This is a genomic window from Haladaptatus sp. ZSTT2 (assembly GCF_037081775.1).
Lineage (GTDB): Archaea > Halobacteriota > Halobacteria > Halobacteriales > Halococcaceae > QDMS2.
The window spans coordinates 1-25941 of record NZ_JBAMHQ010000003.1; the positions used below are offsets into that span (position 1 = coordinate 1).

Annotated in this window: 22 protein-coding genes; 8 read left to right on the forward strand and 14 right to left on the reverse strand. The window is 55.9% G+C overall.

From position 1 onward, the window contains the following. Window positions 1-383 precede the first annotated feature (383 nt). From V5N13_RS16695 to V5N13_RS16705, 3 genes are all read right to left on the reverse strand, one after another. Window positions 384-698 carry a hypothetical protein gene (locus tag V5N13_RS16695; RefSeq protein WP_336361741.1) on the reverse strand — a complete coding sequence of 105 codons (315 nt, stop codon included), beginning with the start codon at window positions 696-698 and terminating at the stop codon, window positions 384-386. 24 nt (window positions 699-722) lie between these two features. After that, window positions 723-1652 carry a hypothetical protein gene (locus V5N13_RS16700; RefSeq protein ID WP_336361742.1) on the reverse strand — a complete coding sequence of 310 codons (930 nt, stop codon included), beginning with the start codon at window positions 1650-1652 and terminating at the stop codon, window positions 723-725. 147 nt (window positions 1653-1799) lie between these two features. Further along, the gene (locus tag V5N13_RS16705) at window positions 1800-2129 is read right to left on the reverse strand and encodes a hypothetical protein (protein WP_336361743.1); all 330 of its coding nucleotides are present in this window, start codon (window positions 2127-2129) and stop codon (window positions 1800-1802) included. A gap of 138 nt (window positions 2130-2267) precedes the next feature. Here V5N13_RS16705 and V5N13_RS16710 point away from each other — a divergent pair, with 138 nt between their 5' ends. Together V5N13_RS16710 and V5N13_RS16715 are read left to right on the forward strand one after the other, a co-directional pair. Next, complete coding sequence (locus V5N13_RS16710; RefSeq protein WP_336361744.1) at window positions 2268-3620, forward strand: metallophosphoesterase family protein; 1353 nt, start codon at window positions 2268-2270, stop codon at window positions 3618-3620. Continuing rightward, window positions 3610-6513 carry an AAA family ATPase gene (locus V5N13_RS16715; protein WP_336361745.1) on the forward strand — a complete coding sequence of 968 codons (2904 nt, stop codon included), beginning with the start codon at window positions 3610-3612 and terminating at the stop codon, window positions 6511-6513. The genes V5N13_RS16710 and V5N13_RS16715 overlap by 11 nt, the downstream gene beginning before the upstream one ends. On the opposite strand, the gene V5N13_RS16720 is transcribed toward V5N13_RS16715, so the two are convergent. After that, entirely contained in the window at window positions 6514-6894 is a 381-nt protein-coding gene (locus V5N13_RS16720) for a hypothetical protein (protein ID WP_336361746.1), read from the reverse strand. Between the two features lie 77 nt (window positions 6895-6971). On the opposite strand from V5N13_RS16720, the gene V5N13_RS16725 reads away from it, so the two are divergent. The 3 genes from V5N13_RS16725 to V5N13_RS16735 are packed head-to-tail and all read left to right on the forward strand — an operon-like array spanning window position 6972 to window position 13385. Next, a complete protein-coding gene (locus V5N13_RS16725; RefSeq protein WP_336361747.1) occupies window positions 6972-9047 on the forward strand; it encodes a hypothetical protein in 2076 nt (691 codons plus the stop codon). Further along, on the forward strand, window positions 9040-9954 hold the full coding sequence (locus V5N13_RS16730; protein ID WP_336361748.1) for a RecB family exonuclease: 915 nt from the start codon (window positions 9040-9042) through the stop codon (window positions 9952-9954). The genes V5N13_RS16725 and V5N13_RS16730 overlap by 8 nt, the downstream gene beginning before the upstream one ends. Next, window positions 9954-13385 (forward strand): ATP-dependent helicase, encoded by a 3432-nt coding sequence (locus tag V5N13_RS16735; protein WP_336361749.1) that lies wholly within the window; start codon window positions 9954-9956, stop codon window positions 13383-13385. The genes V5N13_RS16730 and V5N13_RS16735 overlap by 1 nt, the downstream gene beginning before the upstream one ends. A gap of 128 nt (window positions 13386-13513) precedes the next feature. Here V5N13_RS16735 and V5N13_RS16740 read toward each other — a convergent pair whose 3' ends face one another. Further along, on the reverse strand, window positions 13514-14602 hold the full coding sequence (locus V5N13_RS16740) for a hypothetical protein (RefSeq protein ID WP_336361750.1): 1089 nt from the start codon (window positions 14600-14602) through the stop codon (window positions 13514-13516). A 390-nt stretch (window positions 14603-14992) separates the two neighbouring features. Between V5N13_RS16740 and V5N13_RS16745 the strand changes: the two genes are divergently transcribed. Beyond that, window positions 14993-15586: a hypothetical protein gene (locus V5N13_RS16745; RefSeq protein ID WP_336361751.1), complete on the forward strand. Its 594-nt coding sequence runs from the start codon at window positions 14993-14995 to the stop codon at window positions 15584-15586. A 140-nt stretch (window positions 15587-15726) separates the two neighbouring features. On the opposite strand, the gene V5N13_RS16750 is transcribed toward V5N13_RS16745, so the two are convergent. The 9 genes from V5N13_RS16750 to V5N13_RS16790 all read right to left on the reverse strand — a co-directional run bounded on the left by V5N13_RS16750 (window position 15727) and on the right by V5N13_RS16790 (window position 24186). Then, on the reverse strand, window positions 15727-16221 hold the full coding sequence (locus V5N13_RS16750) for a hypothetical protein (RefSeq protein ID WP_336361752.1): 495 nt from the start codon (window positions 16219-16221) through the stop codon (window positions 15727-15729). Next, the gene (locus V5N13_RS16755; RefSeq protein ID WP_336361753.1) at window positions 16211-16891 is read right to left on the reverse strand and encodes a nucleotidyltransferase domain-containing protein; all 681 of its coding nucleotides are present in this window, start codon (window positions 16889-16891) and stop codon (window positions 16211-16213) included. The genes V5N13_RS16750 and V5N13_RS16755 overlap by 11 nt, the downstream gene beginning before the upstream one ends. A gap of 344 nt (window positions 16892-17235) precedes the next feature. Then, entirely contained in the window at window positions 17236-17622 is a 387-nt protein-coding gene (locus tag V5N13_RS16760; RefSeq protein WP_336361754.1) for a hypothetical protein, read from the reverse strand. 247 nt (window positions 17623-17869) lie between these two features. Next, complete coding sequence (locus tag V5N13_RS16765; protein ID WP_336361755.1) at window positions 17870-18994, reverse strand: tyrosine-type recombinase/integrase; 1125 nt, start codon at window positions 18992-18994, stop codon at window positions 17870-17872. A gap of 388 nt (window positions 18995-19382) precedes the next feature. Further along, window positions 19383-19886: a hypothetical protein gene (locus tag V5N13_RS16770; protein WP_336361756.1), complete on the reverse strand. Its 504-nt coding sequence runs from the start codon at window positions 19884-19886 to the stop codon at window positions 19383-19385. A gap of 70 nt (window positions 19887-19956) precedes the next feature. Continuing rightward, complete coding sequence (locus tag V5N13_RS16775; RefSeq protein ID WP_336361757.1) at window positions 19957-22272, reverse strand: AAA domain-containing protein; 2316 nt, start codon at window positions 22270-22272, stop codon at window positions 19957-19959. Window positions 22273-22342: 70 nt separating this feature from the next. Then, entirely contained in the window at window positions 22343-22618 is a 276-nt protein-coding gene (locus tag V5N13_RS16780) for a hypothetical protein (protein WP_267623136.1), read from the reverse strand. Window positions 22619-22656: 38 nt separating this feature from the next. Then, window positions 22657-23301 (reverse strand): hypothetical protein, encoded by a 645-nt coding sequence (locus V5N13_RS16785; protein ID WP_267623135.1) that lies wholly within the window; start codon window positions 23299-23301, stop codon window positions 22657-22659. 3 nt (window positions 23302-23304) lie between these two features. Then, window positions 23305-24186, reverse strand: a complete 882-nt coding sequence (locus V5N13_RS16790) for a nucleotidyltransferase domain-containing protein (protein ID WP_336361758.1) — start codon at window positions 24184-24186, stop codon at window positions 23305-23307. A 158-nt stretch (window positions 24187-24344) separates the two neighbouring features. On the opposite strand from V5N13_RS16790, the gene V5N13_RS16795 reads away from it, so the two are divergent. Beyond that, window positions 24345-25250 (forward strand): nucleotidyltransferase domain-containing protein, encoded by a 906-nt coding sequence (locus V5N13_RS16795; protein ID WP_267623133.1) that lies wholly within the window; start codon window positions 24345-24347, stop codon window positions 25248-25250. After that, window positions 25234-25920, forward strand: a complete 687-nt coding sequence (locus tag V5N13_RS16800; RefSeq protein WP_336361759.1) for a hypothetical protein — start codon at window positions 25234-25236, stop codon at window positions 25918-25920. The genes V5N13_RS16795 and V5N13_RS16800 overlap by 17 nt, the downstream gene beginning before the upstream one ends. Window positions 25921-25941 lie beyond the last annotated feature (21 nt).

The following is a 25941-nucleotide window of genomic DNA, read 5'->3' on the forward strand; positions in this document are numbered from 1 at the left end:
CACAGCGGTTTTCCTGAGTTACCCACACGAAGGTGGGGGTACCAGAGACGGTTCTACCTCTTACACAGCGGTTTTCCCGAGTTACTCACTAGAGTAGGTAGCGTCCACTTCAAGTCGAACCTGCGGTACTACTACTAGCTATCATAACTGTAACGGTAGTAGTAGTAGTTGCCGCTAGGTGATTAGAGAGAAACTGATAGAGTTGGAGTCGTCTGACAGCAGTTTTCCTGAGTTAGGTGTTGCTGGTCCACCGCTCATTTATATATGTGTAGGGGAGTTGGAGACATTCACCACCGTACGGACAATTGACGTTGACTCAGGAAAACCGCTGTGTGAGAGGGGCGGAATCGCGACCTCGGTTAGATATTCGTCATCCCGTCCGGTCACATCTCCCGATCGATTTCGAGCTTCCGCATGGCTCGTTCGAATACGTCCGGGTGACGATGGGCGAGATTCTCGAGATGATTCCGAATGGACTGGGCCGGATTGAGGTCGACATCATCTGTGTCCTGGAGTTCACGCCAGAACTGATGCATTTCTTCGCTTACGGAGACGCCAATCGTGTGGTCCTTCACGCCAGTGTTGAGTGCGTCGTAGTAGGGTTCTGTATCGAAGTCCGACGAACCTTGCTGATCCACTCGGTCTTTTTCCTCCGCTGCGTCATCCATCGCTTCGCCGAATGGATTGTCGTTGCTCATACACTCTTATTCTTAAGCTTAATATTAAAGATATTCGTCTAACGTCTCATCCGTAATCTCGACGTCCTTTTTGGCTGAGAATTGCTGCGCACCAGCCCGGAATGCGTGATAGCACTTCTGTCGAGTATTACGCGGAGTCCCATCGCTGACTTCGACGACGGTCTCGATAGCACTCGCCGTGTAGGGGTCAGACGGATATCCAGAATCGTACTCTTCCTCACGGGCCCAGGCAAGCCACCTGGCAATGAGTTCTTCTGTTTCTGCGAACCCGAACCGCTCCAGCGTCCGATCCTTCGCGACGAGTCGCGAACTGAGTGTCTCGCGCAGTTCGTCTATACGATTACCGGCACGTTCCGTTCCGAACAGGAAGAGAATGAATACAGGCTCACTTTCTCCGAGATCACCAACGCTTTGCAACGCGGCTAGTAGCTGCTCGAAGGTCCGTGTATTCCGAGCTGCATCCTCGAGTTGATCGACCTGAATAATACACGCGATATCGAGGGCTTCGAGCTGGTCGGCAACCCCCTCGACGATCTGTCGAACTTCGTCTGTGGCGTGCGGGTAGGACTCTGGAATCTCAAGGTCATCGTACTCATTGAGCTCGTCGAGAAGGCGTGTATAGAAGCGACGTGTTGTGATGGACTCCACTTCGCGTATTCGAGCGACTCGAAAGTCTTCGCTCCGAGGGCCATCTGAAAGAGCGTCGTACACGAGATCACGGAAGTGAGATTTCCCAGCACCCCGTTCATCGATGATCGAGATGTGGCCAGCACGATTGAGTATGTGACTCGCTACTTCATTGAGCAGATCTTGATTGACTCGCACGGCGATACTGGCGTTCGGAAGGGTTTCGGCAGTGAAGGGAATCCGATCTGGCTTAATCCCCAGCTGTTTCGCGTACGCCGCTTGTGCCTCCTCCGTCTGGTCAAGGGCGTCGGTGAATTGATCGCTCATAGTGGCTCATCATACTGCTCCGACTTAAATCTAAGCTGAAGATTAATCTTAAGATTAAGCTATAACTGTTTTTGACCTACTTCGGCCGACAATCGATGCCACCATCTTAACCAACAACCCACGCACGACATCAATTTTGTTGGTTAATTATTCGCTCTGACTCACCGGCCCCTTATACTTCGACTTGATCTTCTCTCCATCTCTCCATTGCCAGTAGTAGTACTGGTTGTCGTTGATCTCCTTTACCGTGAGAGTGGCTTTCGTTGGAACGTCATTCGGAAGATCTTCAGGACGCTCGTCGACGCCTTCTGCGTTGCCCTCCTCAGCGTCGCGTAATCGCGCTTCACGTTCTCGATATTCTGCAAGTGCCTCGGCGTAGCTGCCAGCTGCGCGGAGTGTCTCAATATCACAGTTGTCGAGTTGCTCTACGAGTTGGGCTGGCAGTTCTGGTGGGGTTGTCGGTTCGGAGTACGGCATCGGACTCACCGTCCGGACAGGACTTAACCAACAATATCGGGGGGTTCGCATAATTCTGTTGGTTAATACGATTGGACTTGTTCTGTCGTCTCGATAGACAGGAAACTTTGATATGAGCTTCACATGACAGTCAACTGAATGGGAGTTACGTTCCTCCACACCGCGGATTTCCATCTCGGAAGTCCACTCCGCGCTGTGGAAGCGGCATCTGAATCATTGGCTGAGCGCCTGCAGCGAGCGACGCACGAAGCCCTCCGTCGAGTTATCCAGGTCGCCCTCGACGAGGACGTCGACTTCGTCGTTGTCGCTGGCGACCTCTACGATCAGCAAGCGCGCTCAGTCTACGCGAATGAATTTCTCGTCAATCAATTCGAACGGCTCGAAGACGCCGATATCCCGTGTTATGTTGTCCACGGGAATCACGATCCACTGGGAGCAGGGGCAGAGAAACTCCCCTTACCCGATAACGTCCACGTGTTCGGTGCAGACGACGTCGAGACGGTTCTGTACCCCAACGACGACGAGCCGGAGGCCCGCATCATGGGACAATCCTATGGAAGCCAGTGGGAGAGCAACTCTCTGTACTATCACTACACACCGCCGGATACAGCAATCCCGAATATTGGCCTGCTCCACACGGGCCTGAATCCGGATGGTCGGCGGTACGCCCCCTGTGGGCCCAGCGACTTAGCACAAAAGCAGATCGATTACTGGGCGCTCGGGCACATCCATACGCCACGGCTCGTCGACGGAGCGCCAGCGGCGTACGCTGGGATACCACAAGGACGAAATATTGGTGAAACTGCCATCGGCGGGTGTTTGCTCGTCGACGTGGATGCAGGTGGCGACCCTGACATCGAGTTCGTTCCGACGAGCCCGATCGTCTGGCAGGAAATCGTAGTCGACCTCGGCACTGCGAGCACAGACGACGATACTCCCCTTCGCAACCTTGCAGATGCGGAAGGGTACCTCGAGGAGCGTATGTTAGACCTTCGGGTAGCGGACCAGGACTCTCTCACTGACACCCTTCCGATGCCGGTGGCTGAGACAGACTGGATGCCAGAGGGGTTCGTGTGTCGATGGACGCTGAGTGGCCGTGGAGAGCTATCTGAAGCGCTTGATGAGGAAGCGACGGATGTGCTTGCCAACCGTCTGCGGGAGCGCAGCAGTAGCGCTTCACCCTTTGTGTGGACCGAGTCCGTCCGTGATTACTCTGCGCCACCGCTTCCAGACCTTGAGACGTTAGTAGAGTCGGACGAGATCATCAGCGAATTGGTTGAGCTTTCCAACGAGATACGAGCGGACGACGCGGCACGAGCTGCGCTGCGAGCGAGGACAGGTGACGTCTGGGAGTGGCGGACGGACGAAGAACACGAAGACGTTTCAGAGGACCGGATTGCGTTGGACGAGGAACGGCTAGACGACCTGATTGACCGCGCCGTCACTCGGTCAATCGACGAACTTGCGACGCGGAGGGACAATGCGAATTAAGAACTTCGATCTGGACGATTTCGGATGCTTCAGGCGAGCTCGACTCCAAAATGTCGATGATGGATTGACCGTCATCGCTGGCCCGCAACGAGCGGGGAAAACGACGTTTATGGAAGCGGTTCGCCATCTCGGCTATGGGATTCCTCGCGGCAATGGTCTCCCGCCAGCAACGGACCAGTATGACCTCACGGCCGACGTCGTCGTCGACGGCGCTGAATACGAACTGGCACTCACTGGCTATGGTGATCCTGCACTAGCGCCTGTCAATGGTGCCCCCGATCGAGCACTCTCGGATGTGTTCGGCAATCTAGGGCCCGCACAGTACCAGCAGCTCTTCACCATTAGTCTCGACGAACTCCGGCGGTTGCCAACGAGTCTTGATGACGACGTTAGCCTGTCAGCAATCCTACTCGGTGCAGCATATGGTGACGTCCTCAAAATCCCACAGATTCAAGAGGCATTCAGTGATCGGGCGAAATCGATCGGAGGCAAACACGGACGATCGGTCTATGACCTCAAAGGACCAATTAATGCGATTCAGTCGGGGGTCGATGCACGAGACGCCGCCGTCGCCCAGGTCGACGAGCACGACCGGAAACAGGCTGCTCGTGACGATGTGAATTCCCGCATCGCGGAACTTGATGAGGAGATTGCTGATCTAACAACGGAACAAACCCGTCTCAACACGGTCCTCACGGAATACGAGGAGTTCGAGTCGCTTCAGGAGCTGAATCTTGAACTTGATGGGGCCGACCTTGACAAAGTCGATGCGTTCCCGACAGACCAACTTGACCGCGCTCGGCAACTGCAAAGTCAGCTAGCGGAAGGGCAGGAGGAATTGACGACTGCGGAAGAAGCGTTCGCTCGACAGGTTAGTGCGGAGGATCACGAAGCGTATCGCGACCGGTTACTGGATGCCACGTCTACGATACGGGCGTACAACAGGGAAATCGCTGGCTGGCGTGAGCGGGTAAATTCACTACAAGAGCAACGGTCTGAGCTTGCGAAAGAGCGTCGAAAACTTCGCTCCCAGGCTGCGGACTTGCAACCTGGGTGGGATGGCGAGTCCTTGCTTGACCGGGTTCGTGATGTTGAGACCGACCTGTTCTCTCGCGATGAGGTTCGGTCGATTACGCGCTCCTGTGAGGATCTCAAATCCGAATTAGATGAGGTCAAGCGCAACCTGAACGAGAAAACGGCTCGTCACGAACAGCTGGAACAGGAAATCGACACTGCAACCGACTCATCATCTGAGGCGTCTCACACACTTCGTGACCAGCTTCCCGTCGCTGCGGGTGGGACGGTAGTCGCGCTGATTGTGGGGAGTGCGGTGGGCGTTGTTGGTGGCGCGATTCCTGGTGTCGTCATCACGCTCGTGATAACCCTGATCGTCGGCGCGTATGCCGCGTCACGGCTTGAATTCGAGTCCCCTGGAGTCGATGGCGTATCTGTCGAGACGCTTCGAGCAGACAAACGCAGCCTGACTGCCGATATTGAAGGACTGCGCTCTCGAAAAGCGGATCTCGAAACAGAGTATTCGACCCCGACCGAGCAATTGGACTCCCTCCGAGAGAAGCTCGGACTCTCAAACGATACGAGTCCTGCTGCCGTACGAGAGTTCTATGCTGACATCTCCTCGCTCCGAGGCGATCTCACGACGCTGGAAGGAGACGTCGAAGCCCTCGATGAGAAGGAGGAAACCCTCCGTTCAGACCTCGCAGCAGCCGCCGATACCATGTCCGAACTCGGTGTTCTCGATACTGACGATATCGACCCGCTCGAAGACGCAGAGAAATTGTTCGCGACGATCGAAAATACCGAAGACGACCTCGACCTCGCACAGGCGGTCACGACAGCCCAACGGACCGTCACCAGTCACAAAGATGACCTCCGTGATCTCTTAACCGAGTGGGACGATGCACCAGATCTCACCACTGCTGATTCAGCTACTGTCGTTCGTACGGCCGACCAGTTCCTCGAACGCGGTGAGAGCGTCACCGAGCTCGTAGAAGCGCGGGAACAGCGCGACGAGATTCGCGTCCGACTCAAGCGCCGACTGACGGCGTCAGCCATCGAACCAGCGTTTGAGTCGTACCGCGATTCAGAGGACGACGATGACGACTGGGCGCTTGCCGCGTTCGAGCGTGTCGTTGAGGCGTACGCTGATAGAGAGGCGATCGAGGAGCGACTTGATACGATTGGGGAAACCATCGAGAGCCTTGAAACGGAACGATCGGATTGTGTTGAAGACCGGGTTGAGCTCACGAGAGAGCTCGAAGAGCTCGCCTCTGATGACGATGTTCGCGAGGCACATGCGACGATCGAGGCGGGACGACGTCGGCTCGAACCGCTAGCCGAGGAGTATGCGACGTCTCGCATCGCCGAGTACCTGCTGAACGAACTCCACGAACGCTTTATTGACCGGACGACAGGTCCACTCCTCGACGAAGCCAGCGAGATTTTCGCGCGAATCACTGACAACGCCTATACCGAGGTTGACTCCACTAACGAGTTCGACAATCTCGACTTCCAGTCGGTGCTCGCTGATGGCCAGACACAACGTACCGCGGAATTATCGCGAGCCACCGCCGAGCAGCTGTTCCTCGCGATTCGCCTTGCTCGGATTCGTCGCCATGAATCGTCGCTCCCTGTGTTGCTCGATGACTCGATGACGAATTTCGACCCCGCTCACCACGTTCGAACGCTGCAGACGATCTCCGAGTTGGCGGATACGAACCAGGTTTTCCTGCTGACGTGCCACCCGGAACTTCTTGAACGAGTCGATACGCACACAGATAGCGCCCAGTACTGGGGTCTTGACGATGGTCAGTTCGATGGGCCTTACTCTGAGCCAGACAAACCCTGCGAACTGCTGGAGCCAACCTGGTCGTAGCTATCCCGATTTGTTCTCTGCTAGCTCTTTTGCCCGATGCAGTCGTTTCTGTAGGTCGTCTCGGGGTGAGCAAGCGTTGTTGAGGTAACGCTCGATGATTTGAATCTCGTCGTCGTATCGGGTCTCCTTCCGATAGACGATTGCGAGATGTTTGTAATACCACGGCGCTGGATCGCCAAACTCCTCCTGTTCAGTTTGCTCAATGCACCAGAGGAGCAACGATTCGGCCTCGTCGTGGCGCTGCTCGCGCTTTAGCTGTTTGATCGTATCGACTGCACCGGTGTAGTGATCGAACGAACCAACCGAGGAAGCCGTCGCTGAATCCTTCTTTGGGCTAGCATCTCCTTTGCTTCCGAGGGCACGCAGTAATCGGCGGAACATGGTTTCTCGCGTTATATCTCCGTCATCGTATAGTCGCGTGCTGAAGATTTATCAAATGGGATGCAGACGACAGTACTATGTCTGCAATTGGTCACACAATGACGGAGCTTCCCGGTGAGCTTCATCTGTTCTCTCCAACCGGCCCCCCGATTGAGGAGCGAGTCGCACCTATCTTCGCCGAGTGTCTGCATGAACACGATGTCGGCGATATCCTCGTGTTGAAGCGGTTCCCGACTGGCATCGAGACGTTTACGGATGTCTTGGCCACTCACGTCGACTCGGTTGAACGACCAGAAGTGATGTCGCTCACGCGGTTCGCACGGACAATCCTCGAAGCGAGCCCAGAGAACCCGACGCTCGTCTCCCAGCATGAACGTGCTGCAGTTCTCGCGTCGGTCCTCTCCGAGTACGAATGGACCGACTCGTTTCTGCAACAAGCGTCGGCATTCGATGCCTTCGAAGACGACGTCGGTCGCTTTACCTTGGCAGCAGCGTGGCAAAATCAGAATGTCGACGCGACCGATTCGTCGCTCGCCGAATTATTCGATTTCACGGCGCATCTGCAGGAGGTTCTTGCGACGAACGGGTATGCTGAACGTGCGAGCATCATCCCACGAGCATTGGAGTACATGGAGACGGAGACCGCAAGTCCACCGATTCTCGATCGGTTCGACGTGATTCTGACAGTAGAGGTCGAGGAGTTCTCCGCTCTGGAACGCCGATTCTTGGCAGCCGCGTCGACGGACACTGAACTGGTGTGTGTCGGAGAACGACATGGGAGTATTCAGCGGATCAGGAACGAACCTGGAGACATCACCGACTATCTCCAGATGGAAACCGTCGTCCACGATTCCTCGTCTCCCATCTCGGGCCCTGCCCAGGTAGCAGCGCATCTCGCGACCGGCGAAGCGCCACAACCGGAAGCTCCGGACGGTCTCTTCGAGATAATCGAGGGAACGTTCGCCGATCAGGTACAGACCGTCGCAGAAGAAATCGAACGCCGGCGAACGACAGAGGGGTGGTCGTACGATGAGTTCGCGGTCGTCCTCAAAGATTCGAGTTCGCCTATCCAAGAGACTGTCCGTATCTTACAGCAGGCAGGCATTCCGACGGCGTCCATCACCACGAGTGCGCTCTCTGATGACCCCGCTGCTCGGGAGCTGTATCACGTTGCTCGATATCTCGAGTCGGGCGGAGACGACCAATCCCGAACGCTGCTCGAAGCCAGAGTCCCGGACTTCACGACGATTCTCGACGACGAGCTGGCGACTGCATCGGTTTCGGACGCCTTGACGACCTGGGTTCTCGACACAGACCTCAAGCAACGGGTCGCTTCGAACGAATCACGGCTGGAGGCTCGCATCCAGTTCCAGCACATCGAGCGTGTTCTCGACCTCGCACGGTTCGTTGAGGACTGCCCGCTGCTGGACTCTTCGTGGGACGCGTTCTGTCAAGCACTGGAGCGAGCATTCCGATACTCCGCGCCCGACTTCTACAGTGAGGTCGACGTGAAGGAGGGCGGGGTCCTCGTCGACTCTGCCCGCGTGGTCAAAAACGCTTCCTGGAAGGCGGTGTTCGTCTTGAACGTCGTCGAGGAGGAGTACCCTGCAGTCCCACGGTTTTCGTCGCTCTTTCCGATTGCGCAGCTCAAATCGCTTCCCGAATATCCTGCTGTCACGAGTCCGACTCGGAACGAGGTTCGTGAGACCTTCCCGACCGCAGACGACGACATCATCCATCCGTTCTCGGCGTACTATACTGAGCTGAGCCGACGGCTCCTCGCGGTTGGCGCCAACGCGGCGACGGATCAACTGTACTTCTGTACCTATGCAGAGAACGCAGCAGATCCAGGAAAGTACAAACAGCCGTCCCGCTTCTTGCAACAACTTCGGGACCAGTTCGAGTTCGACTCGATCACCCACGAGGACGTCCATAGCCAGGGTCGTGCTGCAACGAGGGTCCTCTCCAGCGTTGAGCGTGCTCTCCAGGACGTACGGACAGCACCCGTCACTGGCGACGACGTCGACCTGGACGCGGTTGAGACGCAGTTCGGAGCGATTCAGCAGCTGTTGGATGAGACGGATGACCCCGAACTTGAAGCCGCATTCGAAGCACATGTCGACTTCGCTGAAGGGAGGGTTCGCCGTGACTGATTCTGGCCGGTCGCGACCGTTGTCTCCCTCCCGTCTGGGAACGTACACTCGGTGTCCGCGTCAGTACGAATATAAGCACGACCTCTCTGTCGCGAACCCCGATCAAACGCGCCGATATTTAGACCGTGGGCTGGCGCTGCACGGCACTATTGAGTATGTTTGTGAGACCATAGCAGGAGAGTCGGATGAAGAGATTCGTGCGCTCGCGCTCGATGCCTTCGCCGACGAGTGGGACGGTCGTACGAGTCGCACTGAGTACGCCACTGCTGCCCACTACGAGTACGATAAACAGCTCGCCCGTGCCGCTATTGAGGCTTACTTCTCGACCGGTCCAGGGCTCGATCACGTTCGTGGATCCGTTCTCACTGAGGTCGAACTCGAATGTGAACGAGATGGGATTTCCCTCCACGGATACGCTGATAACGTCGTCGGTACTGACGACGGCCTTCAGATCATCGACTACAAACCATCCGTCAGATACGAGCTCTCGACGAGCGACCGCGCAAAGGAGAAGCTCCGCGAGCACCTTGCCGGCGAGGACTACCACCCTCGTATCGTCAAGAGCGCAATTCAGGCAGCGACCTACATCGAGGGGATCCAGAATACAACCGTCTACGAACCGGGGATGGAGGTCGTCTTCACGTACTATGGACTGATCGCCAACACGGATCTCGAAAAGAGTACTGCCGGCGTCCAACCCCGTGTTTCGGGCTACGGTCGCGATGTCGAGGAAACCTATTACAGCGAAGAAGAAACGATCTGGGGGCTGATACAGCGGGCACACGATGGGATCCGTGAGGACAACTACGAACCCATACGGTGGGACGCAATTCGTGAGAACGCCTGTGACCGGTGTGATTACCGCTCTATGTGTACCGATGCACTCGCAGAGGAGGTGCAGTTCTGATGTCGCCTCCTCCCGCTGAAGACGACCCCGACGATGAGCCGTCGCCGCGGATTCCCCAACAGCGTATCATCGAGTCTGGAGAATACCCAATGCGGGTGCTGGCCGGAGCTGGGACCGGGAAGACGTTCACGATGGTTCGGAAAATCGAGCACCTGATCGACGAACACGACGTCTCACCGGATCGAATCCTCGCATTAACGTTCACGAACAAGGCTGCAGACTCGATGCGCGAGAAGCTGAATGAGAAGCTTGGCGCACCGGGATACGACGTGAACGCATACACCTATCACTCAATCTGTCACGATATCCTTCGAGAGTATGCGTATCACGCTGCAATCGATCCGCAATTCGATGTCGTGAATAACGCTGATCGAACCGCCCTCATTCACGAAGCGCTCGACGAAATCACCTATCGATTCACCAGCCCTGAAGTCTATGGCCCCGACTCACATGCTGATGGGGCAGCAGGTAGCCTGCTCAAATTCATCTCCACGATGAAGAGCAAAGGAATCTCGCCAGGCACCATCGACACATTCCTTGGTGACGCTGACCGACTCCTGGAACTGGAGGCACTCGTCGACCGAATTGTCGACCGGGCGAATGAGACAGTCCGGGTCAGCTGGCGGGCCCCGTCTACAGACCGCCTCGAGGAGATGCGTGACGGCCTCGCCGACCTCCAGCAATCGATAGCATCCGAACGAACCGCGCTCGGCCAAACCGGTGTCGAACAGTCGGTCGCGACGTATCTGCGCGGCATGGAGGAGACCTGTACCTCCCTCGACGAGCTATTAGAAACGGAGGAGGCGTCGATTATCGATGGTGAGCACAAGCCCGCGTTCCGTCTACCGGCCTATCTGTTCGGGACGTACTCCAGTCCACCGAGCGGTATCCCCGACTCGATGTCCGTCACGCTCACCGGGAAACTTCGGTCGTTCGTCGAGGAATGCCAGGAAGCAGCCGATCTGGTCGCTGGCTATACCGCGTACGAGCAACGCCTCCGCGAGGCATCGCTGGTCGACTTTGCCGACTTGATCGGTGCGACGCTCGATCTCCTTGAGGATCCGGACATCCGTGCCGAGATTGCGGGACAGTATGATTACGTGTTCTGTGACGAATTCCAGGACACAGATGCTGTCCAATTCGAGCTGGTCGACCAGCTCGCGGACGATGACAAACTGTTCGTGGTCGGTGATGATGACCAGGCGATCTACGAGTGGCGTGGGGCGGCAGTCGAGAACATCGGGCACCGACTCGAGGAACGCTACGAGACGCTGGTTCCAGAAACGCTTGAGGAGAACTTCCGCTCCAAGCAACCGATTCTGGATGTCGCGAACAACGTCATTGCACAGCTAGAGGCCCGTGGAAGCGAGAAGGAACTCACCGCAGTCGGTGACGCTGCGGATGCGAGCGATGGCATTGCGACGATAACGGCAGCTGAGGACGATGAAGTGCAGGCTGAACAGATTGCGACTGCAATCGGCCACCTCCTTTCAGGGTCACTCGGTGACGTCGATGAAACGTATGATGCGGGCGACATCGCACTTCTCGTACGGAAAAATCGCCATGCAAAGCCGATCGTACGGGCGCTTGAAGAGCGCGGCATCCCGTATCAACTCGCTGGTGGACTCGCGGCCGATTCGGTTGGTGTTGAGACCGTCCTCGCGTATCTCAAAGCACTTGCGAACCCAACGGACGAGGTCAGTCTGAATCGTGTGTTGACGATGCGCTATCGGCTTCACGACGCTGATATACGACTACTCAACACTGCCTCTGATTCGTTATCGGAGGCCTTGCAGTCGCTTCCACTCGACCAGTTTCGTGAACCTGAGCGCGTTCGTCGTGCCCGTGAAGATTTCCAGGCGCTACGTGCCAAGCGAGAGATCTACTCCGTAGCTCGTCTGTTCCGCGAGTTGAAAGAGCAGACGAATATCCACTGGTACCTGTCGCCACAAGAACGACGAGACCTACGAACCCTGGAGTCACTTATCGACTCCTTCGGAGAGGGCGCGCTCCAGCCAGCATTAGACGAGTCGTTCCTCGAACTGCTCTCCCTCATGGGGTCACTCGACGATAGCATCGCTGGCGTCCAAGACCAGGCTGACACGGTGCGTGACGCGGTCAACATCATGACCGTGCACAAGAGCAAGGGACTGGAGTTCCCGGTCGTCTTCCTCCCGAACCTTTCTGCTGACCAGTGGGAACCGAGTACGCGCTCGTACGATACACTCGGCCACACGCTCGAAGAGACAGCTGCTACCCCGCTCGACCAAGACTTCGAAAAGCGCGACGAGTACGAAGCGCGCCGCATTTTCCACGTCGCCATGACGCGTGCGGAAGAACAACTCGTACTCGTTGGTCGGCACGCCGACGACGGCGGAGTTGATGACAGCGATCTCTCGCTATCGTTCATCGACTCCTGGCTCCCCGAGCAAATCCCTTGGCGGGCCACCGGCGCATCCTTCCCCATCTGGCAAGAGGTCACTGCTGGACTTCCACCGGCAGCCACAGATTGGACGGACAAGGTTGCTCCGACCGATGGCAGCGTCGATCCGACTATCTCTGTGGACGGCGAACCAGTACCCCAGTCAGCGGCCCGGGACCGCGTCCTGGCACTTGCTCGTGGTTTACTGAACGGGGACCTCGACTCTGTCTCACCTGCAACGGCTGGATTTGCCGTTGAAGCGCTATCGACGGATGGTGGTCCTGCGCTGAGTCACCGGCACAGCTATACTTCGCTCGAGAAGTACAGCCAGTGTTCCCGGCGTCACTATCTCGATTATCTGGTTCGTGCGTTCGAGGATCCCCAGCGAGGTGCCACCGGTTCCGACACCGTGTCGATTCGTGATACGGGTATCCTCTTCCACGATACGGCTGAGCTAGCTGCGAAACGGAGTCTGACATCTCCTGAGGAATGGAACGATGTCTGCGACGAACTCGGCCGCCAGGAGAGTTACTCTGCTGATATCGTTGATCAGGCCAAGGACTGCATCGACCGGTACTTCAGCACTGGGGCAAGTTCGTGGGAGATCCTCAGTGCAGAACGGTCGTTCACGCTCGACATTGATGGTCATACGATTACGGGGAAAATTGACGCTGTCTGTCGCAACTCGGCTGGCAACCTCGTCGTCCTCGATTACAAGGCGACCACGATGCAGCGCTCGCTCGATGACAACCTCCAGTTACCGATCTATCTGCTCGCCTGCCAACAGCTCTTCGACGAACGAATCGAGGAAGCTGGCTATGTCTATGTCGGGTCGGTTGGCCCCGACATGAGTACTCGTGCGTTCTCTGATGATGAATTAGCGCAATGCCGAGAAGACCTCCTCACACGGTTACAAGCGGCTGAAGACTCGACCTTTGACGACTACACTGCGGGCGATCACTGCCAGTGGTGTCCCCACCGTAGCCTGTCCTGCAGCCAAACTCACTAAGCTGCTGTCGATTTTTTCGACTCACCTCGAGTTGGTCATTCGCTATTGTTGTCGACGCCAGCTTAGCCGCAATTGCAATATCGGTTTCAAATCCATTGCTTCGTTAGAAAATATCGAACGAGCGCCACTTAGGAAAGTTCCTTTATCGTCTTCTTGTCGTGGTCTGTGAGGAGTTGGACGTCGTATTCGTCCTCCATCGTAGCAATGTTCTGGAGGAGTTCAAGGGCCATGTTTTCGTTACCCTTCTTGAGGTGGTACTTGGCCTGCTTCCGCTGAACCTTGGCAACGCCTTTTTTCCCATCGTGCCATGGAAGAATCTCCATGTAGTACATCTTGGCTTGGTTGAGATTTGCCCACCACTCGTCGGTGTCACCCTCTTCTTTCCATATCTCTTTGGCAAGCTTCCAGTGTGTCTCTGCGAGTTCCCGAGCCACCGGCTTTTTCTCGTACTCGCCGTTCGCAAGTTCGTAGGCCTCCTCAAGAAGTTCTAGAGCTTCCTCCAGATCAGCTTCTTCCCCACTTGCTCGAAGTTCTTCATAACGATCCTTCCGTACAAGTTCCTCGCTCCGCCACACCGTTTCACCGTCGAGATTTATTGCACGATACCGAGAGTCACCATCCAGCAGATACAATACCTCTTCGCCTTCGTGACTTCCAAACTTCTGTTGTGGGCCGTTCAGATTGGGCGTCTCGTATTCCGTCACAACTTCGCCCGTATCAGTGTCGAAGATGTACACCGTCCGATCTGGGTTGTGGGTCGCCGTTGAAGCGTATCGTCCGTTGTCAGTGATCGCACACCTCCAGATGTTTGCGTCGAACTCGTGTTCAACGATCGGCTCACCATTAGAATCGACGACAACAAGTGTCCCACGTAGATCCTGGTCGGTAGCGTCACCGATGTCAGTTACTACTATAGTTCCATTGTTGGCTACAGCAGCATCCTCTACACGAGTGACGCTGAAGGCGTGTGCAACTTGGCTGGAAGAGTTCACTAGCACAATTGGTGCGCCATCATCTGATCCAGAACTGGCATAGAGGCAGTGCCATTCACCGTTGGGAGATTCCACCGACTGGAACATCACTCTTGATCCACGGAAGTTACCGGAGATAAACTCAGAACTCAGAGAATCCTCGATTACTATATCGGGACTCGGCTCCGCTGACTTTTCCGATTTGGAGGAAGAGCGCTTACCAAATATCTTGTCAAATATTCCCATATCTGATGTTGACAATCCTGAGTGTTTAAACATACTGTCGAAGAGACAGTGCGATATTTTGGACAGGGACTATCATAGCCAAGATAGCGCCCACCGGCAGACCCGATCACAGCGAAGCAGACCGATTGTATCTCTGGCGTTCTCCACCTGCCACTTAATCTTAATCCTAATATTAAATTGCTACCACTCTCTCCGTTTTAATCTCGGAGCCCTGGAACCTCGTCCGTCTTAGCGAGCTACGCGTTCTCAGTTGTTCAGGGATGACACCGCTCGTGGATTTCGAAAAGGTAGAACGAATTCAACTTGACCCGACTTTACGCGGGAACTTCGATAAGCAGTTCCTGAACGCTCGGAATGTTAATCCTCGACGCCTCGTTGTGGGGGTGCAACATGACCTGCCCACGCACTCATGTCGACCATCGCAATCCCGATCACCACGAGGCACTCCACCCAACCCGGAATATCGGCAACGCCCACGTCGTCGCTGGCGAATTTCTCACGTCACGGTACCACGACGCCCTTCAAACTGTCCTCCATCCGCTCGGTGAGTCTCTCGAGACCCACGATCGGCACGCCCTCAACGACCTCGGCATCGTCCACGCAAATGGTACCCTCAATGATCTCTCTCCGATTGTTCGCACCTACGTCAAGCTCGACGATTTTTGGACACGCACCCACCGTATTGCGCTCGATGAGTTATTCGCTGCTCGACGCGCCCACTTGCTAAGCTGCTGTACCCGCAGTTTTCTTTCCCAATTTCCACGTCATACACTCGAGGTCGAGTCTGGGCGTACCGGTGCCGCGCTAGATGCGACGCTAGCTCCGCTTCTCGACAATGGCTTCCTCTCGTGGACGGACGATGAGGAGGCCACCTGCACCGTTGATGAACATCATGCGTTATATCGGCCCACTGAGCGCCTCTTTGACTCCCTGCTTGAACAAGCGCCCATCCTCTGTGACCTCCTCCCGCCAACCGACCTCTAGTAGAGCGGTTCCGTCCAATTCCTCTTCATCCAACCCCGAGACCGTCACGTGATCGACCCTTGCCCTTACCTTACTTTCACTCAGAGCCAATAAAAGAGACCGTAGCTGATGGGTTAACCTTAATATTAGACTTAAGCTTGTCACCCTCGTGTGCAGATGCACTCGTGGCCGATCGAGAGATAGTCGAGAATATACTGGTGAACCGCGGTCGCGAGCTCGAGCATGGCGTCGGCCTGTGTCTCTCCGCCGACGGCCTGTCGATAGTAGGTTTTCGAACGATTCTCCCGCCAGAGTTGGAGGAATTGGTCTCCCAGCGACTCGCTGTACAAGTTCGCCTCGGCACCCCGTTCGTAGACGTCCGAATGGGTGACGAACTCCGTGCTGTCCATCCCAGTTGCGTGAAGGAGATAGAAGTGAATACTGCGTTCGATGGCGATGAATGAACTTTCGATGACGACGGTGTAGTACCCGTTCTGTGTTCGCAGGAAGCGGGCTGCATCGAGGAGGCGACATGCCTTCCGGAGCTGCAGGAGTGCATCGTCGTCGGTGTCGAGTCCGGACTCTTTGCGCACTGGTTCACGCTCGAACGCTCGCTGAGCGTCCGTGAGTGCATCTTCAACGTAACTACTGTCCATTCGTCAGTACCTCTTGCTTGGCGGTTTGGAGGTCCTCAGTTCCGTGGAGAACGATACCCTCGGTGAAGATCTCGCGGAGTCGATCGCCGATGTTGGTAACGCTCTCTACTGATTCGGCGAGTACCTGGAACTGGTAGCGGTCGCCAGCGAATCGCTCCTCCTCTAAGTCGCGTGCGACTTCGTGAGCGATTCGCTGGGCAGTCGCCTTCTCCTCGGTGACGAGAACAAAGCAGTCGACGTCGCTCGACCGGTCAGCCTCGCCACGAGCGACACTGCCGAAGACGAGGATGCCAGCAATGTTGTCAATCCGGCTGCGCAACCTGTCCACGAGGGTTCGAACCGGATCGTGGAACTCGGATTGCGGGATCTGGAGAACTGGGTCGTCTGGCTTTGTGAGGCGTTCGCGATTGATCTGGACGAGCTTCCTGTTCCCTTCTCGTGTAATATGGACGAGGTCGGTTTCAGCTAACAGGTCGACTGTATCGGTCACGCTGCTTGGGCTATGATCGGTCGCCCGTCGGATGTCCCTGATGCTGAACCGTGTATGTGGGTTGTTTGCGAGCAGTGTGAGGATGTCGCCTGTTGCTGCGTATCGGAATAGCCGGCTGTTCGGCACCGGTACTGGGATTGTAAGCTCCATCCCTGAAGTTTGTTCGCTGAGGGCTACCATGGTCGCTCTTAGCTACCAATACTCTTGTAGATTTTGGTGAGTCTCAAGTGGGACTGCGAGAAGAGACGACGTAAACCACAGAATCTAATCTTAAGAATAAGATTAAACCAGCTATCTACTACTTTGTGATCCTGTAGCCCCAATACAGGTCTGTCGTTCACATGGGCGACTAGTAGTGAATTACTGACGATTCAGTCTACTCCATAATCACCGGATTACTAATCTCAAAGGTTTAATCTTATTCTTAAGATTAACCATACCCGCTCAAACGGAGATCCTCTGTCCGAAGGGCTAGGTGAATAGGAATCCGGTAAGGCTCGACAGTGATGGACGCCGTGGCAGGCTCAATCCTCGATTTCAGTCGCGGCACGATTCAGTATTCTATTGAAATCGTGACGGAGGCGGGCCGGTTTGGTTTCATACTCGCCAGCATCCTCGTATATGTTGAGAACACAGGCTCGAATATCACCTTCACTCCGATCCATAGCCTCGGCAACATCGTTCCAGGCTCTGTCCATTCGTGTCTCATCAATCGAGCGGAGATGTCCGTTGTCATCTCGCCTCGGTGGATTCCCATCGCGTTTCCGGTAGCTCTCTAGCAGGTGTTCTCTGTACTTCGGAGCAACTCGGCCCTCAATGAAGAATCCCGGAATGACGTCTGCTGCTGCGTCTCCCACTTCTTCGGGGAGAACTCTACTCCGACGCTGTTTGATCAGGTCTCTGAGACCCATATGCTTGCTATAAACCCGGGAGGACATATAGGGTCAAACCTGTGTTATCGATTTCTAGGAGGAGTAGAGCCAGATTCAGATAATACGGGCACTGTGTTTTATATAGGGGTTTCCCAGGTGCGTCTCTGGATTCTCTCGGGGCCCTCTAAAGGCAGCTAATACCCGTAATCTTAATATTAGGATTAACATTAGGGTTATGACGCCTCCTCAACCAACGTCCTACTGCTGCATCCATGCGTTGGTTGAGTCACTCGCCAAGAAGGTCGTCGACTTGCTTCGCGGTTTCAGCTGCTTGGATGTCGGAGTACGACTCGTGGGTCGTCTCGATGCTCGCGTGTCGGAGTGCTGATTGGGCGAGTTCGGCGTGGCCGCTCGCGTAGAGTTCGTGACCAAGCCCTCGACGGGCACCGTGTGGCTTCAGGTAGTCACCGTCGACGTCGAGGTCAGCGTCATCACACAGCCGCTTCATCAGGTTGCGAGCACCGTTCGTCGAGAGCGCTGGTGGGATGATCCCATGTTCTCGGAGCACCGTCTCGATATCGCTGCGCTCGAGAATGGTCTCGATCTCGTCGTCCGAAACTCCCTCGTGGGCAAGCTGCTCGCGAACGGCGCGATATTTCGACGGGACGTGGCCGCTGGGAAAGACCGGCCACTCGTCAGTCGGTGGATCGAGGACAGTCCTGTACCGCTCTAATGCCGTGGCGGCCCGCTCGGGAAGCTGTGCGTACTCGTACTCTCGTGACTTCCCGAGGACGCGGACGGCACCGGAGTCGAGTTGGACGTCTCCCCAGGTGATGCCGTTGCGCTTGTCGTCCGAGGGTTCAGCGAACACCTCCGCGCCGCGAACGCCCGAGAGTCCCAGGAGATAGACGATTGCTCGGTCGCGAAAGGCCCGCTCACGACTCACGTCCGCTTCCTCGTCAAGGGCGTGGTCGACACGTTCGTCGACATAGCGCATGATCGCCCGCCGCTCCTTTTCCCGCCAGAACTGCCGGTCGGCGTCACCGAGATCCTCGGGGAGCTCGTCGGTGGCACGCTTCGCTTTGGCCGGATTCGTATCGAGGAGTTCGTCTGCCACGCAGAACGTGAGGAACGCGCGGACGTACGCGTAGTAGGTGGTCGCGGTACTCGCTTTCAAATCACCGTCGCGGGCCTGCTTTTTGAGATGACGCGCGTATCGGCGGCAGTCGAGGACGTCCAGGTCCTCGAGGTCCGTCACACCGCGCTCCTCGCGCAGCCAGGTTCGCCACGTCGCGAGGGTCGACGCGAAGTTCTTCCTGGAGTTACCAGCCTCGACACTGTCGAGGTACTGCTGGATGGCCGTCTCGACCGGTGTTCCCCCGGGTGTAGCGTCGCCCTCGTCGGGTTCCATGGTTCGTGCTCGACCGACGGCGGCGACCCATGTAAATCTACTGTGTACAACTGGGATAATACACAGCAATTCTAAATTCTTAAATTCTTCCTATATCGAAGGGTACACAGGCTATAACGGTGATATTCTATTTTATGAACTGTATGTGGCTATACAAAATGCCGGGTGGGCTGAGGCCACAGATTCGGAGGATTCGTAGCTACAAATCATCATCATCATGGCCGACTGGCTGCGAAAAAGACGCCTAATCGGTAGGGAGCGAGGGATTGGCGGATTCATCCTTGATGAAGACGACGTGAATCCCTAATACAGCCTCCAGTCGGTCACGATTCCCGCACATGTGGTATTTGGCTGCCGAGACAACCTTTTCGAGAGTATTGGAATGCGGTCAATCCGTTTGAATACGGCCGAACGGCGGTTCTAGATCGGACTCTAAGCGGAATAATTCTTCCAATGTGCTTTTGGTAATTTCTGGGTGGCGGTACATCGCCCGGCCGATTGTTTGGAAGCGTTCGTCAGCCGTGGTCCAGTTTCGTATCTCTTCTAGATCGAAGTCGGGGTCATCGCGGTAGTCTCGAAGTTCCCACGCCACACTGCGAGCCTCGTCGATTGTCAACCGGACGTCGTCAACAGCGGTCGGATTCTCTAGCTCGCCGTGGTTGCCGATCTCGGTGTTTGTTAGCGCTGAAATGTTACTGATGAGGTTTTGACTGAGTTCAGTCACGTCTGCTTTCAGCTTCTCGTCGTGATGGGCTGCGACGAGTTGTAAGTACAAGAGCGCCGACATGGTATCCTGCGATACATACACGACTTGGTGGACGGATTGGACGTTCTCGAACGCTTCGTACGCGTCTTCGAGCTGAATTTGCGCTTCTGTCAGGATATCTCCCATCAAATCGAACGACAAAATGTGCTCGTATATACTTTCTCCCCCTGGTTGGCGGACTATGGGCGCTGAGAGATCAACGTGATCTCGATACCAGCACGTCCTTTTCGATAAAGTACTCACTAAGACGGGCGAATGTGTCCGCACAACTGTCTTCCTCGTCTCGAAACGCTGCGGTGTTCGAGAGCGTGTCCCAATCACCGATCACCACAAGTCGCTTTTTCGCACGAGTGAGGGCAACGTTCAGCCGTTTGCGGCCATCATCCCGAGGTGATTCAAGGAATCCAGAATCGTTGCTTGCATTCGACCGGACAAACGACACGATAATCACTTCTCGCTGACCACCCTGGAACTTGTCAATGGTTTCGACGTCAACACCGTTCCCGACTTCGCTATCAAGTTCCGTCCGAATTTGACTACGAATGTAATCCCGTTGCGCGCTATACCCAGTAATCACCCCGACATCTGATGGAGCCACACCATGTTGAAGCGCCTTGTTCACTTGCGCAACCACGTATTGTGCTTCTGTAGGGTTGTAGTAGGAATAATCGTCCTGTTGCTCATCGCCAGAATCATCGATCCCAAGCAGCGGTGTGAGCCCATCAATGGTCTCGGCCCGATTTGCTTCTCCATGTTCGAGGTTCCCGTCGTAGAACTCCTGACTGGCGAACGCTGCAATGTCCTCATGCATACGGTATTGCCGATGGAGGGTCTGCGCGAGGTCGTCCCCGTATACGTTCAAGAGGTGCTCGAAAAGCGACGTGTGTAGCTCTTGATCTCGCATCTCAGGGTCAGACACAAATGGTGGGAGTTGTTTGTGATCACCCGCAAGCACGGTCCGGAGACCATATGGACGGGGGTACTCCTCATCCTCGTCTAGTCGGCGTCCCCGACCGAATGGAACTGCCGTTGCAGGCCCTGAAGCTTGCGTCGCTTCGTCAATCACCACCAAGTCGAATGCGATCTCGCTCTGGTTTTCCAGCGTCGCAGCAGTATTGGTCGTTGAAGCAATGATATCAGTATCACCAAGGTTCCCATTCAACTGGTTTGACTGTTGGAAATACCGCCTGCCTACGAAGCTATTGACATCTCGCCTTGAACTTCCGACTCGAGCCATCGATACATCGAGATCGTCAAATTCCTCTACCACGTTGTGGAGCGACGCCCGATCAATTTCGTTCTCAGTGCTTTCCCCGGCTACGATGTTATCGACTGCCTGGTTAGAATGAGCGCAGACAAGCACTCGTTGGCCCTGCTTCACTGCATGAGCGACAACCGTGACAAGCGTCCGTGTTTTCCCCGTCCCCGGTGGGCCATGAATACAAAAGACGTCATCCGTTCGTAGTGCGTCCACAGCGGCGCGTTCTTGATACGTGTTCAAGTTGAGGAACGACTCGAACTTTTCCCGTAGAGGTGAGCAGAACGAGATCTCGCGGTTCCCAGCGAGAAGATCACGGTGGTTGGCCGCAATCGACTCAAATGCTTCGTACTCTCGTTTTTCGGCGATCCCTTTCGTTATCACACGAAGAGAGCACTCATCGATTCCACCAAGGTTGACGTCACTGAAGTCAACCGCACCGAAAGCAGGGTCGATAGTAATAGACGATGATCCAATCGCCGTTACCAGTCCATCGAGATACGTCTCCTCACCCGTATTGGACTCCCACACAAGTAGCACGGTATTCCCTTCGAAAACACCGTACTCGCTTTGAACCTGATTATACCTCTGCCCGGGCGAATTCGCAGGTGGGACGTAGACGCTACAGGAGATTTCGCTACCTTGGACTCTCGGTCGCGCGGACTGGATCTTCCCACCACCCGAACTCTCAACTTCTACCCCTCGGCTAACGACCGTGTCTAACTCCTCTTCATGGGTTCGAAGGAGTTCAGTCCGAACGAATTGAAGCGTATCGTTGACGTAATCGGTGTAGTCCTCGTCGTCCAAGGCCTGCTGAGCGGTAATCGGCTCAGATCTGTACGGAGGTCGATCATCGATCAAATCCAACTCGACGTCGTCTGGCAGATCGAAATGGCGATCCCAAAATCTGAGTCTGTAAGCCAATCCCGACCGAGCAGCCTCTTCGAACTCAATAAATTCGTCGAGATCTCCTTCTGTGTCGTAGTAATGCAGTGCTTCGCCGTACTCGTCCTTCCGATAGGCGATATACTCACCCGTCAGCTCGGGGTGGTCTGTCTCATGGACCGGAAGCATAACGACATCACCCGTTCCAAGCCCCCGCCGGTTAAACACGGTAACGAGGTGGTCGAGAGCCACATCGGGGTCACCGTTCTGCCAGAGATCGCAAATCTCCGCGTCGTCTGTTGAAAGTTCTATTTGAGTTGGCGAGTTAGAACGTAGTTGAGCCGCGATATCTTCCAAATACGTATCCATTATCACTCGCCGTGGTTTTCAAACACAAAAATCGTACTGTTCGGTCGGGCTTCGAACCAGACTCAGAGGGTCAGACACCGCCAACGCCATCGTCATCGTCGTCAGTCGAGAGGACGAGACCCGCCAGACCGCCGATCAACGCACCGGCTGGCCCACCGATGGCGAAACCAGCCGCGGCCCCGCCCGCACCCCCGAGTGTCTGGCGCTGGCCCTGCGTCAACTTCTCGTGCATCCCGCGACTGACAGTCCCCGATCCGTTGCACTTGGGACAGTCACCGTAGCCTGTCTGCGGGTCAGCCGTTGCACCACTCCCGTTGCAGGTGGGGCACTTCTTCGTCTCAGTCATAATCGGTAGTGTCTGTCAAGATGGCAAAGATGTTCCGGTCAGTCGGCCCGTTCGAAGTACATGAGACCGTTGTTCTCACGTCCAGGGCCAGTGTAGTAGAGCCCTTCGAGGGTCTCTGTGTCGCTCTCATCACGGTATTCGAGGGACGCAGTTCCGAAGTGCATGTTCAGCCCCTTGACGAGTGGCGAGCCCTCGTTCTCGTACTGGTAACTGACACTTGGCCACTTTCCTTCGTCAGTCAGCATCGTCGCACCGTTGCTGTCTGAAGGCGTCTGCGTCGTCTCGAAGTGGACGTTGATCTTTCGCCACGTCTGATCGATGTCAAGCCAGGCCTTCAGTTTCTGGCCATCCTGGCTGTGGTCGTTATCGGGATGAAGCGCCTCGTCGGGGATTTCTCCTTCATACGATGTGACGATCCACCCCTCCCACTTCCCGTTAAGATTTGGAACGCAAGTGATACCGAGCGCCTGGGCGATTCGAGTCTTCCAGAACCACCGGTCGTGGATCTTCCAGACAGCAGCGAAGGCGAGTCCCCATGAGACAACGAATCCCGCCGCAAATGGAAGGACAGTTGAGAGCGCCGAGGTAACCAGCTCGACGAGGATCGTGATGCCGTAGGCGAGCAAAGCCAGGCCGCCGTATATCTTCGGGCGGAGATCATTGTCCGTGGAGTACGTGTGCATAGGTTACCAGTTGTCCCAGAGTGTGACCATCGCGTCGATGTACCGGCCCGCGTACCGGGTGTTCCACTCCGCGGGGCCCGACCCGAATATGTCGGTGATGCCGTTCTGGCAGGTCCAGTCACTATAGTCCGTCGAATTCAGGTATCGGAGAATTTTCGCGACTCGGTCCTGTTTGTTATAGGTATATCGTCCGTCTGGGACGTTGTACAGGAGGTTCTCGATGAAGTACGATGGGACGTTCTCCTTGTTCAGTTCGTTATTATCGACGAGGTAGTTCCGTGCGCGCTTGAAGATGCGCACGGTCTCTTTGAACCGGTTGCTGGTGCTTGACTGCCTGGTGCTGCCGTTGTTGATGTGTTGTTTCGGGTAGTTTACGATCTTCGTGTTGTTGAGGTTGAAGAACGCGATGCCCGAGTGGTAGCCGTTCGGATAGTGGTAGTAGTCGCGGTGGTCCGCACAGACGAGCACGTCGGCGTCCAGCGGCAGTTTACCCGCTTCCACTTCGATTGCTTTCCCGACCGGATCGACAGCCGAGGAGCCGAAGCGCGACTCCAGTACGTCAACGACATCGGACCGGAACTCGTGCCAGCTGTAGTCCGGGTCGCCGGAGTTGCGCCGCCAATGATCCCGCTCGGCGGGGCTGAGCCCGGACAGATCAACGTAGTACATGTCCGTAAGCTGGACCACGATGTCCACATCGGAACTGGCCCGGACGATGGTGTAGTTCGCATAGGAGCCCTGCAGATAGGTGTCGAAGTCCGCGTGGGCGAGCGTTTCGCTGGACTGCAATTCCTTCTGGATTCGGCTGTGGGTCCGCTTCGCGGAATCGATGGGGGCGCTCTCGTATTGCGCCCACGATTCCAGTGTCCCTGTATCTATCGGCATTAATGGGAGTTACACGCCTCTTTCTGACCGACCGCTAAAACCCCCCCGATTCCACTTCCACCGTGCTCTGCGAACCGTTAAGGGACCGTAGCAGGCAATTAGAATCGTGACCGTCCCGTCTCCTATCGAAACTCTGCCAATTTCTCTTGGTGGTGGCTATGGCAATCGATGAGGATACCCTCGAAAGCTGGACCGACCCGAAGCGAGCCGCCGTGAAATCAGCGGAGAAAACTCACAAGAAGATCCGGAACGCGCTCAACGACAGCGATACGCTCGCTGACGTCGAGTTCCACGACTTCCTCCAAGGGTCGTACGCGAACCACACGATCATCCGCGATTCGAGCGACGTCGATATCGTCGTTCGCCTCGACGAGTTCCAGTACTTCAACCTCCACGACCTCGACCCGGAAGACCAGGAGGATGTAGATGTCGAAGATTACGATTACGACTACGACGAGTTCCGAGACGACGTGCTGAGCGTTCTGCAGGACACCTACCCTGAGGGGACGTTCGACCCGTCCGGGAACGCTATCGAGATTTCGGCACCGGGTCTACCACTCGACGCCGACGTGCTGGTATGCGTTCAGTACAAGCACTACTACAACTATCCCCAAGGGTACGATGGGATCCTTTTCTGGCCGACCGATTCGATCTCCTCGGTCGTGAACTATCCGACGCGACACAAGGACCACGGATCGGACAAGCAGGACGACACCGACGACCTGTATAAAGAGACTGTGCGGATGTTCAAGAACGCCCGCAAGGAGATCGTCGCGGACGGGTACATCACCGACGACATCGTAGCGTCCTACTTCATCGAGTGTCTCCTGTACAACGTCCCACCGGGCCGGTACGTGGACGACCTGCAAGAACGGTATGTCAAGATCGTCGATTACCTGAAGGACGCGGACTTCTCCGGGTGGAAGTGCCAAAATGGTGTGACCGATCTCTTCGGGCGTGGCCGCACGAAGTGGGACACCTGGCACGCCAAGCTGTTCGTCGATGCTTTGGAAACGTACTGGGAGAACGCCAGCACCAACAGCATAAATGCACGTCTATTCTAGCGATAACGAGTTCCGCCCGACGTTCCTAGCGACCCTGGGCGTCGTCGCGTTCGTCGTCGTGATCGCACTGAACGCTTACGTCTTCCCGTGGCTCTACCAGCAAATCCCGTTCGAAATTCCATCACTGATAGTTCCCGGTCTCGCCTTCGGGGTTGTGTTCGGCCTGTTTCGCCGAGTGTTCGACCGACGGCTGTGGAACAAGGCCTGGATGCCAGACTTCATTGCCGCCGTTCCCGATCTCACTGGCCACTGGGAGGGCGGAATCAAGACCAGCTACGAGGGTGAAATCTCAGACGACTACCTCGCCGACGGAGGCCATCGGCCGATGACGGCTACACTGGACATCGAGCAGACGTGGAGCAAGATCATCATCCACTTCGAAACAGATCGTTCTCAGTCGGTCAGCACGGCGGCCAACTTCCAGACCGAGGGGACGCTCCATCCAAAGCTCTCATACCTATTCGAGAACGAGGGTGCAGATGTTGACGAGCAGGCGGCAGACGAAGGACCATACGACGGGACGACACGGTTCACGTATCGGGAATCGAACGACCGACTCGTGGGCTATTACTACACTGGGCCTGCCCGTGCTTCGGAGCAAGGCGATGGCCAAAAGACGACGTATGGGACAGCGGAGTTCACTCGTATGAGCGACGAGTCCCAGAAATAGTGTTAACGCACTGCTTGGTTT

Excerpts from the sequence above, each read along its gene's own strand:
- V5N13_RS16695 (WP_336361741.1), bottom strand. The coding sequence starts at position 698 with ATGAGCAACGACAATCCATTCGGCGAAGCGATGGATGACGCAGCGGAG.
- V5N13_RS16700 (WP_336361742.1), bottom strand. The coding sequence starts at position 1,652 with ATGAGCGATCAATTCACCGACGCCCTTGACCAGACGGAGGAGGCACAA.
- V5N13_RS16705 (WP_336361743.1), bottom strand. The coding sequence starts at position 2,129 with ATGCCGTACTCCGAACCGACAACCCCACCAGAACTGCCAGCCCAACTC.
- V5N13_RS16710 (WP_336361744.1), top strand. The coding sequence starts at position 2,268 with ATGGGAGTTACGTTCCTCCACACCGCGGATTTCCATCTCGGAAGTCCA.
- V5N13_RS16715 (WP_336361745.1), top strand. The coding sequence starts at position 3,610 with ATGCGAATTAAGAACTTCGATCTGGACGATTTCGGATGCTTCAGGCGA.
- V5N13_RS16720 (WP_336361746.1), bottom strand. The coding sequence starts at position 6,894 with ATGTTCCGCCGATTACTGCGTGCCCTCGGAAGCAAAGGAGATGCTAGC.
- V5N13_RS16725 (WP_336361747.1), top strand. The coding sequence starts at position 6,972 with ATGTCTGCAATTGGTCACACAATGACGGAGCTTCCCGGTGAGCTTCAT.
- V5N13_RS16735 (WP_336361749.1), top strand. The coding sequence starts at position 9,954 with ATGTCGCCTCCTCCCGCTGAAGACGACCCCGACGATGAGCCGTCGCCG.
- V5N13_RS16740 (WP_336361750.1), bottom strand. The coding sequence starts at position 14,602 with ATGGGAATATTTGACAAGATATTTGGTAAGCGCTCTTCCTCCAAATCG.
- V5N13_RS16745 (WP_336361751.1), top strand. The coding sequence starts at position 14,993 with ATGACCTGCCCACGCACTCATGTCGACCATCGCAATCCCGATCACCAC.
- V5N13_RS16750 (WP_336361752.1), bottom strand. The coding sequence starts at position 16,221 with ATGGACAGTAGTTACGTTGAAGATGCACTCACGGACGCTCAGCGAGCG.
- V5N13_RS16755 (WP_336361753.1), bottom strand. The coding sequence starts at position 16,891 with ATGGTAGCCCTCAGCGAACAAACTTCAGGGATGGAGCTTACAATCCCA.
- V5N13_RS16760 (WP_336361754.1), bottom strand. The coding sequence starts at position 17,622 with ATGGGTCTCAGAGACCTGATCAAACAGCGTCGGAGTAGAGTTCTCCCC.
- V5N13_RS16765 (WP_336361755.1), bottom strand. The coding sequence starts at position 18,994 with ATGGAACCCGACGAGGGCGACGCTACACCCGGGGGAACACCGGTCGAG.
- V5N13_RS16770 (WP_336361756.1), bottom strand. The coding sequence starts at position 19,886 with ATGGGAGATATCCTGACAGAAGCGCAAATTCAGCTCGAAGACGCGTAC.
- V5N13_RS16775 (WP_336361757.1), bottom strand. The coding sequence starts at position 22,272 with ATGGATACGTATTTGGAAGATATCGCGGCTCAACTACGTTCTAACTCG.
- V5N13_RS16780 (WP_267623136.1), bottom strand. The coding sequence starts at position 22,618 with ATGACTGAGACGAAGAAGTGCCCCACCTGCAACGGGAGTGGTGCAACG.
- V5N13_RS16785 (WP_267623135.1), bottom strand. The coding sequence starts at position 23,301 with ATGCACACGTACTCCACGGACAATGATCTCCGCCCGAAGATATACGGC.
- V5N13_RS16790 (WP_336361758.1), bottom strand. The coding sequence starts at position 24,186 with ATGCCGATAGATACAGGGACACTGGAATCGTGGGCGCAATACGAGAGC.
- V5N13_RS16795 (WP_267623133.1), top strand. The coding sequence starts at position 24,345 with ATGGCAATCGATGAGGATACCCTCGAAAGCTGGACCGACCCGAAGCGA.
- V5N13_RS16800 (WP_336361759.1), top strand. The coding sequence starts at position 25,234 with ATGCACGTCTATTCTAGCGATAACGAGTTCCGCCCGACGTTCCTAGCG.